The sequence below is a fragment of the Streptomyces sp. genome, from assembly GCF_036566765.1.
Taxonomy (GTDB): domain Bacteria; phylum Actinomycetota; class Actinomycetes; order Streptomycetales; family Streptomycetaceae; genus Streptomyces.
The window spans coordinates 1-13622 of record NZ_DATCVQ010000076.1 but is presented as its reverse complement, the minus strand read 5'-3'; the positions used below and the strand labels follow the sequence as shown (position 1 = coordinate 13622).

At 74.1% G+C, this 13622-nt stretch carries 13 protein-coding genes; all 13 read right to left on the bottom strand.

All coding sequences use genetic code 11. From position 1 onward, the window contains the following. Positions 1 to 297: 297 nt before the first annotated feature. Positions 298 to 879 (bottom strand): phage tail protein, encoded by a 582-nt coding sequence (locus tag VIU94_RS04570; protein ID WP_331907797.1) that lies wholly within the window; start codon positions 877 to 879, stop codon positions 298 to 300. Then, positions 876 to 2837 carry a putative baseplate assembly protein gene (locus tag VIU94_RS04565; protein WP_331907795.1) on the bottom strand — a complete coding sequence of 654 codons (1962 nt, stop codon included), beginning with the start codon at positions 2835 to 2837 and terminating at the stop codon, positions 876 to 878. The genes VIU94_RS04570 and VIU94_RS04565 overlap by 4 nt, the downstream gene beginning before the upstream one ends. Continuing rightward, positions 2837 to 3259 carry a gp25 family contractile injection system sheath assembly initiator gene (locus VIU94_RS04560; protein WP_326587580.1) on the bottom strand — a complete coding sequence of 141 codons (423 nt, stop codon included), beginning with the start codon at positions 3257 to 3259 and terminating at the stop codon, positions 2837 to 2839. The genes VIU94_RS04565 and VIU94_RS04560 overlap by 1 nt, the downstream gene beginning before the upstream one ends. Beyond that, positions 3259 to 3576 (bottom strand): PAAR domain-containing protein, encoded by a 318-nt coding sequence (locus tag VIU94_RS04555; protein ID WP_331907793.1) that lies wholly within the window; start codon positions 3574 to 3576, stop codon positions 3259 to 3261. Before VIU94_RS04555 ends, VIU94_RS04560 begins: the two co-directional genes overlap by 1 nt. Before the next feature lie 63 nt (positions 3577 to 3639). Further along, the gene (locus tag VIU94_RS04550; RefSeq protein ID WP_331907791.1) at positions 3640 to 5454 is read right to left on the bottom strand and encodes a VgrG-related protein; all 1815 of its coding nucleotides are present in this window, start codon (positions 5452 to 5454) and stop codon (positions 3640 to 3642) included. Then, complete coding sequence (locus tag VIU94_RS04545; protein ID WP_331907789.1) at positions 5451 to 6182, bottom strand: CIS tube protein; 732 nt, start codon at positions 6180 to 6182, stop codon at positions 5451 to 5453. The genes VIU94_RS04550 and VIU94_RS04545 overlap by 4 nt, the downstream gene beginning before the upstream one ends. A 50-nt stretch (positions 6183 to 6232) precedes the next feature. Next, positions 6233 to 6658: a phage tail protein gene (locus tag VIU94_RS04540; RefSeq protein WP_331907787.1), complete on the bottom strand. Its 426-nt coding sequence runs from the start codon at positions 6656 to 6658 to the stop codon at positions 6233 to 6235. A 44-nt stretch (positions 6659 to 6702) separates the two neighbouring features. Beyond that, positions 6703 to 9840: a hypothetical protein gene (locus tag VIU94_RS04535; RefSeq protein WP_331907785.1), complete on the bottom strand. Its 3138-nt coding sequence runs from the start codon at positions 9838 to 9840 to the stop codon at positions 6703 to 6705. A gap of 4 nt (positions 9841 to 9844) precedes the next feature. Beyond that, complete coding sequence (locus VIU94_RS04530; protein WP_331907783.1) at positions 9845 to 10003, bottom strand: DUF6760 family protein; 159 nt, start codon at positions 10001 to 10003, stop codon at positions 9845 to 9847. Next, positions 10000 to 10494 (bottom strand): hypothetical protein, encoded by a 495-nt coding sequence (locus tag VIU94_RS04525; RefSeq protein WP_331907781.1) that lies wholly within the window; start codon positions 10492 to 10494, stop codon positions 10000 to 10002. The genes VIU94_RS04530 and VIU94_RS04525 overlap by 4 nt, the downstream gene beginning before the upstream one ends. Then, positions 10491 to 10931, bottom strand: a complete 441-nt coding sequence (locus tag VIU94_RS04520) for a contractile injection system inner tube protein (protein WP_331907779.1) — start codon at positions 10929 to 10931, stop codon at positions 10491 to 10493. The genes VIU94_RS04525 and VIU94_RS04520 overlap by 4 nt, the downstream gene beginning before the upstream one ends. A gap of 35 nt (positions 10932 to 10966) precedes the next feature. Continuing rightward, positions 10967 to 12520: a phage tail sheath family protein gene (locus VIU94_RS04515; protein ID WP_331907777.1), complete on the bottom strand. Its 1554-nt coding sequence runs from the start codon at positions 12518 to 12520 to the stop codon at positions 10967 to 10969. Positions 12521 to 12691: 171 nt separating this feature from the next. Beyond that, a partial coding sequence (locus tag VIU94_RS04510; protein ID WP_331907775.1) for an ATP-binding protein occupies positions 12692 to 13622 on the bottom strand: 931 nt, incomplete at its 5' end.

Genomic DNA, 13622 nt, shown 5'->3' with positions numbered 1-13622 from the left:
GGACCGGCCTCGGGCGGCGGCGTCGGTGCAGGGGAGGGCTCCGGTGGGGAGGGAGCTGCTGCCGGGGGCTCCGGCGGCGGCTCGGGCACGACGCGGGCGGGCGGCGGCGGGTCCACGGACTCCGGAGCCGCGACCGCCGGGCGTGCGACGCCCTCCGCGTCGCCGCTCCCCGGCCCTCCGTCCCCCGCCCCTGTGTCCGCCGGACCCTGGGTACTGCTGTCCGACCAGCCCAAGTACGACCCGCAGTTGCCGCAGAAATCGTCCGTCGGGCCATTGGAGGCCCCGCACACCGGACATTCACGCACCGCCGTCACCTCCGTTCACCTCACCCTTGGGCGGCCCCGGCAGGACCTCGACCCGGCAGACCGTGTGGACCGGGCACAGGGTGCGGACGAGCGAGCGGACCCGGTCCGCGTCCACGGTCGCCTCGCGGTGCGGCCACACCCGTACCAGAACCTCGCCGGCCGGAGCGGGCGGCGGTGCGGCGCCCGACGAGTCGGACCAGGTGGCTCCGCCGTCGCCGCTGACCTCGGCGGACACCCCCAGGATCAGCCGCAACGCCTCGATCAGACCGCGTCGGGTGCCGCGCCAGCGGTGCAGTTCCACCGCGCGTGCCACCGCCTCGCGCCGCAGCTCCACCGGCCACCGGGGGTCGTCGACGCCGCCGACCCACAGGGCCAGCCAGGACAGGAAGTCGGCCGGGGCAAGCCGGGGGTCGAGGTAGGCGGGCAGGTTGTCGAGGGTCGCGAACACCGGGGCCAGGACCGTGTCGAGGCCCGCCGTGAACCGCTGGGCGAAGTCGTCGTCGGCGTACAGCGCGGGCAGCTGCTCGCCGATCGGGTAGCGGCTGGGCAGGCCGGGGACGGCGGCCCGGCTCATCCGCGCACCTCCGGCTCCGAGGCCGTCACGACCACCTGGTGCTGGTACGAGAAGACCAGCGTGCCCGCGCCGATGTCGATCCGGTCGACCGGAGCGCCGCGCCGCCCCGTGATCGGGTCGGCGGCGAACATCCGGATCTCCTCCACCAGGACGTCGCCGATGGCGCGTTGCAGGACGCCGAACACCTCGCCGTACTGCACGGGCCGCCCGAACGGCCAGCCGGCGCCGTCGGGCCCGCCGTGCAGCGGGTCGAGGTGCCGGAACAGCGCGGCGAGCGCCGCGTCCCGCACCCGATCGGCGTCCCCGGCCGGCGCGGAGAGCCGAGCGACCACGGTGACGCCCTGGTAGACGGGCGGTTGGACGACGAGGCGGGTGCCGATCAGGCGCCGTTCGTCGAGGGACGCGGTGATCGTGGCGAGCACCTGGTCGGACGGGATCAGCTGCTCGAAACGCAGCCGGTCGCCCTCGTCGGGCACCGCGTCCGGCACCACCAGCACCCGTACCGCGCCCGGCTCGCCGTCCCTGACGGGCAGACAGCGGACCCGGCGCACCGAGGGGGCCGCCTGGCGGGCGATGATCTCGTAGTCCTCGGCGGTCACCGCGCGCTCCTGCATGCGCAGCGTCTCCGGCGCCCGCAGCTTGGCGTTGTCGATGGTCTCCCCGGCGACCCCGCCGCGCGCCGCCTCCCGGTTGGTGACCCGGGCGATGTACGGGACGGAGCTGCGCAGTACGGAGATCGCGCCACGGGCCACGTTGCCCGCCGGGCCACCCCCGGTGCGGTAGCGGGCCACCCGGACCTGGGCGCCCTTGGGCGGTACGGCGCCGCAGGCGCGCAGGGTGCCGTCGGACTCGCGCAGCACAGGCGGGAAGAGGAACTCGCCGGTGGTGGCGTCCACGCGGACATGCCGGTCGTCGGGTCCCGAGCGGCCGAAGTGCTCGACCACGTCCCAGCGCTGCCAACCCTCGGGGGAGGAGACCTCCACCACCGGGGGCTCCCCGTCGAGCAGCACGGGCGGACGGCCGAGCCGGAAGGTCTGTCCGGCCACGCCCTCGGACGCGCCGAGCGGTACGTCGGTCACCGACTCGGCGTGCTCCACGGTCATCGTGCCGCCGACGGTGAACACGGCGGCCTCGCGCACGGTCGGGGACTCCGAGTAGAACGGCTGGCCGGGCTCCGGCTCGGTGACCCGGCAGCGCAGCCAGCCCGCGCGGGTCCCGGCGATCACCGACGCGGCGTGCCCGGCCGGTACGTACACGATGACCTCGCCCGGCCGGTTCAGACCGCCGGTGGTGTCGGAGCCGGTCTCGCAGCGCTGCCAGCGGGCGCCGTCCCATGCCTCCCACACCAGCGGGGGCTGGCGCGGGTCGACGCCGACGCCCTCGACGCGGCTGTCCAGGCGCACCGCGACCACGCAGCGCGGCACCGCCGTCGGCAGGCCGAACAGCAGCGCGTCGCCGGGGGCGGGCGTCGCCTGGAAGCACGGTATGTCGCGCCCCTCGGCGAGGGCACTGGTCCGGTCGGTCTGCTCGCCGGTCTGGGGTGCGGTGACCAGACGCGTCAACTCGCTGGGCAGGATGCGCAGTTCGTCGACGGTGGCGAAGACCACGGACTCCTCGGTCTCGCCGGCCGCGGTCGTCACCTCGGTGCCCGGGGGCAGGGCCACCGGGTCGGGCTGCGGGGCCGACAGCCAGAAGTCGACCTCGGCGCCGGCGGCCGACGGCGGGAACAGCTGGATGCCCAACAGGTCCAGGAACGCCAGGTAGTTCTTGTCCGGGACCCGGTTGAGCCGGTAGAGCAGCTGGTCCACGAGGTAGGCGAACGTCTCGATCAGGGTGACGCCCGGGTCGGAGACGTTGTGGTCGGTCCACTCCGGGGCGCGCTGCTGCACGTACCGCTTCGCCTCGTCGACGAGTTGCTGGAACCGTCGGTCGTCCAGGTTGGGGGAGGGCAGGGCCATCAGTCCGCGACCATTTCCTCGGCCCCCTCCTCGGAGGGGATCGTGTAGAAGGGGAAGACCAGGTTGCGCCGGTCGTTGGTGGTGCGCACGGTGTAGTGCACATCGATGTAGAGGGTGCCCGCGTCCACGGAGTCGAAGGCCACGACGACCTCGTCCACCGCGATCCGGGGCTCCCACCGCTCCAGCGCCTCGCGCACCTGCTGGGCGACCCGCCCGGCGGTGTCGCCGTCGCCGGGGGCGAAGACGTACTCGTGGATCCCGCAGCCGAACTCGGGCCGCATCGGCCGCTCGCCGGGCGCGGTGCCGAGCACCAGACGGATGGCCTCCTCCAGCTCCCGCTCCCGTTCGACCATGGCGATCCCGCCGGTCGGCCCGACCCGCAGCGGGAACGCCCAGCCGCGTCCGATGAACCGCTCGCTCATCACACACCCCCGATCAGGACGTTCATGGCGCCGGTCAGGATCATCGCGCCGCATGTCGTCTGGTCCCGGGCCTTCGCGGCCGGCAGCCCGCCGATGAGCACCGTGCCCGAGGCGAGCCCGGCCGGGTTGGGCACGATGAGATTGCCTGGTCCCAGGGCCGCGTGCGGAGGGACGACGCAGATGTGCAGGCTGCCCACGACGGCGGCGGGGAGGCCGCCGATCATCACCGTCGCCACCGCCGCGGCGGCGCCGGGCGGCGGGGTGGCGATCCGCCCGCCGTGGTCAGTGGGGTCGCCGGTACGGGCTGCGGCTGGCATCAGGGGCTCCAGGGGAGGGAGGCGGGGGGTGCGTACGCGGATCCGAGGGGCATGGGCAGGGCCTCAGTTGATCCGGATGAGTCGGGCCTTGAGGACGCCGAGCAGGCCGCCGTTGACGGTCACGTCCGACTTTCCGTTCACCTGCACCGACCGGCCGCCGATGTTCACTCCGTCAGCGCCGTCGATGTCCACCTGACGGCCGGTCACCTTCACGGTGCCCCGCCCGGCGTCCAGCGTGATGCCGTTCTTGTCCAGGAGCACGGAGGTCAGCGGACGGTTCCGTCCCGCGTACACGGTGAGCTCGATCCGGTCCCGGCGGTCGTCCATGCGGACCTCCAGACGCTCGTCCCCGGTCACCAGGCGCAGTCCGGACGGTCCCGGCGCCGCCGCGTCGAGGAGTTCCACACGGTGACCCGAACGCGACACCACCGAGCGGCGGTTGACCTTCCCGCTCGTCTTGTCGATCAGCGGCACGTCGTGCGGCGAGGGCTTGTCCACGCCGTTGTAGAGCCCGCCGATGACGTACGGACTGTCGAGCAGTCCCTGCTCGAAGCCCACGAGCACCTCGTCGTTGACCTCGGGGCTCACCACGCCGCCGCCGCCCTTGCCGCCCCACTGGACGGTGCGCACCCAGTCCGTGACGTACGTGTCGTCCAGCCAGGGGAACTTCAGGCGCACCGCGCCGCGTTCGGAGCCGTTCGGCTCGCGCACGTCCGTGACCACGCCGATCGCGAGACCGGGGATGCGCGGGCCGCGCCCCGGCGCGTTGGCGCCGGTCACCAGGCCGGTCAGAGAGCGGTCCGGGCTCGCGCTGACCCACACCGTGGTGCGGTAGCCGCCGACCGGCTCCAGGACGTGCTGCACGGCCGTCGCCGTGTACCGGCCGGAGAACGCCTGCCCCACGTTGCCGAGCGCCACCGGCTTGCCCGCCCGCAGCAGCGGGTTTCCCTCGGCCACCGCCTCCAACTCGCCGAAACCGGCGCTGACCTGGTCCGCGGCCGCCTTCGCGACCGCCGTCGTCTCGGCCTGCGTACGGTAGGGAGTGTCCGTGACGGCCACCGCCGCCTTGCCGAACCGCGCCGCGAACTGCGGACTCAGCCCTGGCACCACCGTGTCGCTGACCACCGACGGCTGCTCGGCGACCAACGGCCGCTTCGTCGTCACGTCCCAGCCGCGCACCTGCACCTTCGCGGCCCCGTCCGCCGCCGACAGCGAGGCCCGCAGCGCCAGCAGGTTCCGCCCGTACTCCAGGACCATCGGGTTGCGCACGGCCGACGTCGACGGGGCGGGCGCCCCGGACGCCTTCACGGGCTTGGTGAACTGCAGCAGCCCCTTGTCGTCGACCCGCACCTGCGCGCCGCTCTCTCCCGCGAGGAACTGCAGGAAGTCCCAGTCGGAGACGTTCGACTGGGACAGCTGCTTGTACGTCACCGGCGCCGCCTCCACCTTCCCGACGGCCAGTCCCGCTCCGGCGGCCACCTTGCGGACGATCGCGGCGGCCGTCATGTTCCGGTACGCCACGACCTTGCGGCCCCGCTGGAGGCGGTGCGCCTTGGAGTAGGCGCGCACGACGGTGAACGAGCCGGTGCGGTCCCGGTCGATCTCCAGGGCCGTGACCTCGCCGTTGAACAGCCGCTCCCGCGCCTGCCCCTTCACCGTCACCACCGACACCCGCAGCGGGCTGCCGATGGTGATGCCGGTGGCGCGCAGGAACTCGTGGTCGGGGTCGCGGTAGGTGAGGACCGCGGTGTCCGGCAGACCCACGTTCTCGTCCACCACACAACTCACCAGCTGCGCCGCCCAGATCGGCGGCAGTTCACCCGGCGCCTCCACGATCGGGTCGGCCGCGAACGACCGGCCTCCGGCTTCGGTGCTCACCGTTCCTCCTCGTTGTCACCGGATTCGTCGTCCCGCATGCCCGGCACCACGAGCTCGGCGCCGGGGACGAGCGCCATCGGGTCGTCGATGCCGTTGGCCTCCGCGATGGCCCGCCAGGCCGTCGCGTCGCCGTACTCGCGCCAGGCCAGCATCGCCAGACTGTCGCCCGCCACCACGGTGTGCGTACTGCGGGCGGTGCGCGCGCCGGACGTCGGGTTCTGGCCCGGCGGGTCGACGCTCGCCTCCTCGATGGACAGCGAGCAGGTGGCCCGCAACGGCTTGCCGTCCACGTCGAAGAGCGTGTACGACACCGACAGGCTCGACAGCACCCCGTCGAACGACGTCGTGCGCGCGCTGCCCCACTCGAAGCGCACCCAGGGGCTCGCCGGCTTCTTGCGGCCGAGGCTGGCGGGCGTCGGCACGCACGCCTTCATCAGCTTCTCCACCGCCTGCTCCACCGAGTTGTCGTGCTTGGCGGTGGCATCCAGGAACACCTCCAGGCTCAGCGTGCGCGGACCGCTGCCCACGAACTCGGGCAGCGCCGACTGCCCGGCCATCCGGGACGGGGACCGCCGCCACTCGGTGCTCTTGCTCAACTGCAGGGTCGACGGATTGAACTGGAGGTCGAGCCGCGCGATCGTCCCGCCGGGCTTGGCCCCGACGGAGGCCGGCGGCTCTTTGAGGGTGAGCTGGGCCCGGGCGCGGCTGGCGCGTGCCGATGAGGCCATGGCGTGGACTCCTTTCCGGAGCGGCGTGGACGGGGGACGGGGGTGGGGTGTCAGGAGGGGACGAGGCCCGCGTGGGCGATCTCCAGGGTCTCCACCGCCGCTTCGGAGTTGGCGGGGTCGAAGGACGGGCCCTGCCACCGCACCGGCACGATCCCGAACACCTGCCAGCTGATGATCCGGCTCAGATCGGGCCGCAGCGCCACGATCTCGCCGTCCTTGGGCTCGACCCGCCGCAGCGTCTCGTCCAGCCAGCGGCCGATCTTCGCCGTGTCGGCGGTGACAGGCCGGGTGAGGGTGATGTTCGACCAGGTCACCCGCCCCGGCAGCTGCCAGGTGAAGCCGTTGTTGCCGCCCTCGGCGTAGCTCTCCATCTCGACCTCCGCGCCCATGCCCGAGCAGGTGTTGAAGGCGCCCAGGTCGTTGCCGCCGATGGCAAGGCGGAAGAACACGCTGGTCGCGAAGATGTTGTCCGTCATCGGTCCGTCGTCCGTCCGTCGTCTGTGTCTCGTCCTGCGTGTGCTCAGCGGCGCCCGTCGAAGGGCCTGCCCGCCCGTTCCCGGCCGCGCCGTAATTCGGTGCGCAGGAGGCGGGCGACCGGATCGAGCAGTCGGCGTGCCAGATCGTCGAGGTCGAGGTCGGGGCCTTGGGGTTCCCCGGCGCCGCGGGGACGCCCGGGCCGGGCGGACGGCGCCGAGGCCGGGGCGGCCTGAACACCGGCCGGCCCGGCCTTGCCCCGGGCGCCGTCAGTGCCAGCTGTGGTGCTGCGCTGCACCGGCGGCGCGCTCGCCGGTGGCGCGGGACCGGTCGCTCCCGGGGCGATGGAGGGGGCCGACGGCCTGGGCCGCACGACGGGGACGGGGTGTGCGGACGGGGCGGCCGAGGACGGCTGGACCACGAGGGGCGGGGCTTGCGGGCCGGTCACGGGGAGCGGTGCGGCCGCGACGCGGGCCGGGTGCGAGGGGCGCGGGGCTTGGCGGGAGGAGGCGACGACAGGGGCAACGGCACGGGTCCGTACGGGTGTTGGTGTGGCCGCTACCTGCGGGTGCGGCCCGTCCGCCGCGCGCTGGACCTGCGGCCAGCGGGCCGCGACCACGGGACGGCTCGCCGGGCGCGGGGCGGGGGCGGCCGCGCTTCCCATGTCGCGGGTGCCTAGGGCCAGGGGCCGTGCCGCCAGGAGCTGGAGGGTGCGGGGCGCGAAGGGCGTTGTCGCGCCGGACGTGAGGTGTGGGGTCCCGCTCCGGGTCTTGCTCCCGGTCCCGCTCGGGGTCTTGCTCCCGGTCCCGCTCCGGTCGGTGACGGCGCGGGCGACGACGAGCGGAACCGGGCGGGCGCCGCCGGTCGGCGTCGACTTGTCGGCACGCCGGGAGCCGGAGGGCGTGCGCGGCCCGCCCGGGGCGGGAGCGGTGCCTGTCGGGGTCGCGAGGTCCGGCGAGGCGGTGGCTCGCTGGACGAGCGGGGGAGCACCGGCCGTGCTGCCGTGCGGGGGCGCGGAGGTCGTGGCACCCGGTGCGGAGTCCTGTGCTGCCGCGGAGCCTTCGGCGGTACGGCGCTGCACGTCGTCGGCCCCCAGCAGCGGCGCGTCGCCGGCCGGCGGCGCGGACGGGCCGGGGGGCGTCGTGGCGGACGCGGCCGCCAGCGCACGCTGGATGTCGGCAGCGGACATGGGACGCGCCGGGGGAGCGGGCAGTGCGGCGCTCGGCGGCAGCGCGGACATGGGAGCGCCGAGCCCGGTGCGTACGCGGGGCGCAGACCGTCCCGGGCCCGACTCGCGGGTCGCCTTGGGCTGGGAGGCTGAGCCGGCCGGGGCGGCGGGCTTCCCGGCGCGGGGCTGCGGGGAGGTCTGCGGACCACCGCTGTCGGGCCTTGCCGCACGGTCGGCCGAGGGCTCCGCCTGGCGCTGGACCACGGGCATCGCCGGTGCGAGTGCGGAGCCGGGCGCGGATGCGCTGCGGCCCGCTGGTACCGCTGTGGCGGGCAGTTCGGTCAGCGGTGCGCCGAGCGGTGCACGGCTTCCGGCGCGCTGCGCGGGCGAGTTCGGGGGCGCCGGAGCCGTGACCGGGGCCGTCCGCGCGTCGGGCGCCGGGGTGAGGGCAGGAGGCACGATGGACACGCGGCGTCGGGGTACGGCAGGGACCCGGGCGACGGTCAGCGAGCCGCCGACGGCCCGCGGCCGGACCGGTGCGTACGCCGCTTCGGCGCGGGGCGTGACGACGCCGGGGGCTGCTTGGGCGGACGCGGAGATCCTGGAGCCGGAGAGGCTTCCCGACCCTGAAGTGCTCGCTGCAGCCTGCTCCTTGCTTCCTCCGGTTCCTGAAGCGCCGGCGGCGGACCGCTGGACGGGCGGGGTGGAGGCCGCCGCCTGACCGGAGGGGGATCCCGCGGAGGCGGTGCGCCTGCCGGATCCCGACGTGTCGGCCGTGGCCCGCTGTGCGGACGGGCGCGACGCGGCGGACGGTCGGGACGGGGAGCCGGTGGAGCCAGTGCTTCCGCCGGCTCCTGAAGTCCTCGCCGCCGCCCGCTGAGCGGGCGGATCGGACGCGGGCACCACTGCGATACGGCGGATCAGCGGGAAGCTCGGAGGCGCCGGCACCCGCCCGGGCGCGGCAGGCGACACGGCGCCGCCGCCCGTCGCCTCGGCCCGCTGCACAGCGGGAGCGGGCGCGCCGAGGAGGGCTGCGGAGTGCGTGGACGTGGACGTGTGCGTGGACGTGGACGTGGGCGTGGACGTGGGCGTGGACGTGGGCGTGGGCGTGGGCGTGGGAGCACGGGTACCGGATGCCTCACCGGGGCTGCCTGCGCCCCGCGCGGCTTCGCTCGACGCCCCCGACGGAGCCCGGTGCACCGACGACTGCGGCGTCGCGGGTGTCGGCGTACTCGACACCCCCTTGTCCGAGCGGGTTTCCCCCGCCTCGCCACGAGCGGTGGCACGCGCCACGACAGGACCCGGTGAACCGCCTGCGGCCGGACGCGGGTCGGCGCCCGCGTCGTGGCGACCCGAGCGACCGCCGCCGGGGGAAGGCTGCACGGCGTTCGGCATCGACCCGCCGGCGCCCGATCCCGATCCGCCCGTGCCCCCCGCGGATGCGGACGTACCCGATCCGGACGCCCCCGGATCCGCAACCCGGCCACGCCCACCCGACGGCCCCGGCCGCGACGGGGCGGCGTCGGACCGCGCGCGGCGCGCGATCAGCGGCGTGTCCCGCTCCCGCGCGGAACCCGGTTCCGACGGCCGTACCCGCTCCGACGGCCGTACCGGCTCGTACGGCTCCTCCGCCCCCTTCCCGCCCTCCGCTTCGTACGGGCGCACCGCGCGCAGCAGCAGTGGGCCGCCGCTGTGGGTGGTGCGGGCGGTGGCGGGGCGGGCGACCCCGCGTACGAGGCCGGCCGGGGCGGTCGGCAGCAGGGCGTGGGCGAGCCCGGTGTCGAACGACGGGTCGCGCCACGCGGCCAGGCGGGACCGGAAGACGAGCCCGTCGCTGACGCCCATCGGGGCGCGCGACACGGTCAGTCGGGGCGGCGCGGTCATGCGCCAGCCGCCGTCCCAGTCGCCGGGCACGTCGACGTCCCGCGCGGCGGCGGTGTCCTGGGACGGGCCCACGACGCCGGAGGACGCCTCCCGCACGGCGGCACGCCGGCGCAGCCTGTCCCGCCATCCCATCTGCTCAACCGCCTTCGTTCACACGGGTGTTGATACGAGCGATCTCGGCGACCCACTCCTGGCGCTCGCCGTGCGTCAGGTCGAGGATCTCGTCGCGCTGCCAGTGGAAGTGGTAGGCGATGTACGCGATCTCCTCCCGGAGCCGGGGGAGCGCGTACGTCACGATTCCCCCAGGCGCCCACCGGAGAGGTCGACCTCGAAGCCGCCCTCGCAGTGCGGGCAGGTGACCGCCGCGCGGGTGTGCCCCTCGCTGTTGACGCGTCGGTAGAAGTCCTGGAGGAACGCGACGTCGGTCGCGTACATCCGCTCCACGATCCCGGCGTGCACATCGGTGATGTCGCCGAGCCGGGTGATCACCTGGCTGAGCAGCACCACGCTCAGGTACGCCGGGTTCTCCTTGACTCGCAGATCGATCTGCGGGCGCAGTTCGTCGCGGGCGGTGGCCAGCCGCATCGAGCCGTGCCGGTGCACGGTGCCCGCCTCGTCGACGTACCCGCGCGGGAGCTCGAACTCGAACTCGGTGCGCAGGCCGTGGTCCTCACGGCGCGGCGGGGCGGCGGCCGGGGTGGCCGCCGCCTGCTCCGACGCCTGGGCGGGCGCTGTCACCTGGAGGAGATCCTCCAGGTTGCCCGCCGTCACCGTACGGCGCCTCATTCGACGACGATCTCCTCGAACACGATCGTGACGGACTCGGTGGCCGGGGAAGAGTCGCCCGCCTTGAGGGACGGGCCCTCCCACTTGGAGGCCCAGCCCTGCATCAGCTGGATACGGCGGACCGTGTTGCCCTCGGTGTCCTTGATCTCGATCGTGAGGTTCTGCCGAGCGGAGTTCACGGCCCCGTTGTTCAGGGTCTCCTTGATCCACTTGGTGAACTCGCTGCTCTGGTCGAGTCCCCGGGTGATCGTGATCTCGCCGGCCTGCCGGGCGCCCGGCTGCTTGCGGATGATCTGCTTGCCGTCCGAGGTGACCTGCTTGACCTCGACGACATCCTCTTCGACGGTGAACCCGCTGATCTCCTGGATCGACTCGACCAGGTAACCACCGAGCTGCACGCCGAAGATATGGGTGGAAAGAGCATCTCCCGTTGCCATGTGTGTCTGTCAACCTTTCCTTGCGGACCCGCGGGTCACTCGTCGACGAGGCTGGTGCTGTCGGAGAACTGGGCCAGGCGGAACACCACGAACTCCGCCGGCTTGACGGGCGCCACGCCGATCTCGCAGACCACACGGCCCTGGTCGATCGACTCCTGCGGGTTGTTGTCCCGGTCGCACTTGACGTAGAACGCCTCCGCGGCAGTGCGTCCGAACAGCGCGCCGCGGCGCCACTCCTCGGTGAGGAAGGCGGTGACATTGCGCCGGATGCTCGACCAGAGCCGGTCGTCGTTCGGCTCGAAGACCACCCACTGGGTGCCCAGGAGGATGGATTCTTCGAGGTAGTTGAAGAGGCGGCGCACGTTCAGGTAGCGCCAGGCCGGGTCGGAGGAGAGGGTACGGGCGCCCCAGATCCGGATGCCACGGCCGGGGAAGGCCCGGACGCAGTTCACGCCGATCGGGTTCAGCAGGTCCTGCTCGCCCTTGCTCAGCCGCAGTTCCAGATCGACCGCGCCGCGGATCACCTCGTTGGCGGGGGCCTTGTGCACCCCGCGCTCGGCGTCGCTGCGCGCCCACACGCCGGCGACGTGACCGCTCGGCGGGACGATCGTGTTGCGCCCGGCGGCCGGGTCGAAGACCCGGATCCACGGGTAGTAGAGGGTGGCGTAGCGGGAGTCATAGCCGGCCTCGTCCTGGCGCCAGGTGCGCACCTGCTGGGCGGAGAGCTCGGGGGGAGCGTCCAGGACGGCCACTCGGTCGCCCATCTGCTCGCAGTGCGAGATGACGGCGAGCTGCACGGTGCGTACGCCCTCGGCGTCGATGTCGCCGCGCTGGTAGGCGCTCATCAGGTCCGGGGCCGCGACCATGGTGATCTCGTCGATGGTCTCCAGACCCGCGAACCCGGTGCGGGCGCCCGCGTCGCCGACGTACTCGGCCGGGTCGAGCCGGGCCACGTCGGAGCCGCCGGTGGCGGCGGGTGCGGCCGGGGCGTCGGGCAGGGCCAGGGTCTGCGCGGCGGGCCGGGCCTGGGCGGCGTTGCGCTGCTCGGTGACCTCGATCAGCTTCGAGGCGCGGGCCTGCGTGACGAGGTAGCCCTTGACGCTCTTGCGGGTCGACGCCTCGTACGTCTCGACCACCTTGTCGCCCTGGCGGACCAGCAGCTTGAAGCGGTCCTCGGGCGGGTTCTCGCCATCCGCGTCGGCGATCTCCACGGACACGCCGGTGACGCCGGACCGGGGCGCGAGCAGGAAGCCGCCGAGCTCGACGGGCTGCGCCGCGCCGATGCTCGGGCGCCCGGCGGCGCCCGCCGCGGAGGCGTCCTGCGCGGCCCCGCCGATGCGGACGACGTACGCGGCGCCGCCGCCGTTGGCGAAGTACCCGTAGACCGCGTGAGCCAGATAGGTGCCCTCGGTGAAGCCGCCGAAGTTCTGGGTGTACTGGTCCCAGCTGGTGACCAGCGTCGGCTCGTGGAACGGGCCGCTCTGGGCGAACCCGACGAACGCGGCGACGGCGGTGCCGACCCCTTCGATCGGGCGAGCACCGGACTGCACCTCCTCCACGTACACACCCGGGGTGAGGTACGTCGGCATACTCGCTCCTTCGTCTCGCTGTGCTGCGTTCAGGTCCGCCCCCAGCCTTTCCGGCGGCTGTCCGCCGGGGGCAGGTGCGCACGGACCTGGCCGGGGGCAAGCACGCTGCCTTCCCGGGCGCCCCGGCCGTACCGTCCAGGCAGCGCGCCCTGCACGTCCGCCGCCGGCGGCTTACACGTGTGTGACCTGGGCGAGGTACGGTCCGAACTCGCCCTCCAGGACGAGGCGTCCGAGCTTGCGGTACTCCTGGGCGATCGCCGTCACCAGCTGGGTCATGGTCAGCGCCGTGCCCTCCGCGGCCGCGAGGTAGGCCGCCGTCACCGCGCAGGCGCGGATCGAGCCGCCGGCCAGTTCGAACCGGTCCGCGCAGAAGCCGAGATCGAGGTCGTCGGCGCGGGGCAGCCGGTCGCCCAGGCAGCGTTCCCACAGGGCCAGGCGCTGGGCGGCGTCGGGCACGGGGAAGTCCGCGACCACGTCCAGTCGGCGGGTGAACGCCTCGTCCAGATTGGCCCGGAGGTTGGTGGTCAGGACGGCGATGCCGTCGAACGACTCCATCCGCTGGAGCAGATAGGCCGACTCGACGTTGGCGTGCCGGTCGTGGGCGTCCTTCACCTCCGAGCGCTTGCCGAAGATCGCGTCGGCCTCGTCGAACAGCAGCACCGCGTTGACGGCCGAGGCCTCGGTGAAGATCCGCTCCAGGTTCTTCTCGGTCTCGCCGACGTACTTGTCGACGACCGTGGACAGGTCCACCACGTACAGGTCCATGCCCAGGTCGGCCGCCACGACCTCGGCGGACATGGTCTTGCCGGTGCCGGAGGGGCCCGCGAACAGGGCGATCACCCCGCGGCCGCGGCCGCCGCCGGGGCGCATGCCCCACTGTCCGAGCACCTGGTCGCGGTGGCGGGCGCGCACCGCGAGTTCGCGCAGCCCGCGGTGGGTGGGGGCGGGCAGCACCAGGTCGTCCCAGCCCACCGCGGGCTCCACCCGGCGGGCGAGGCGGGCGAGGCCCGCGCCGTTCTGGGCCCGTACGGCCGTGCGCAGGTCCTCGGGGGAGACCGGCCGGCCGTCGAGCGCGGCCGTGCGCAGCGCGGTCCCGGCGGCG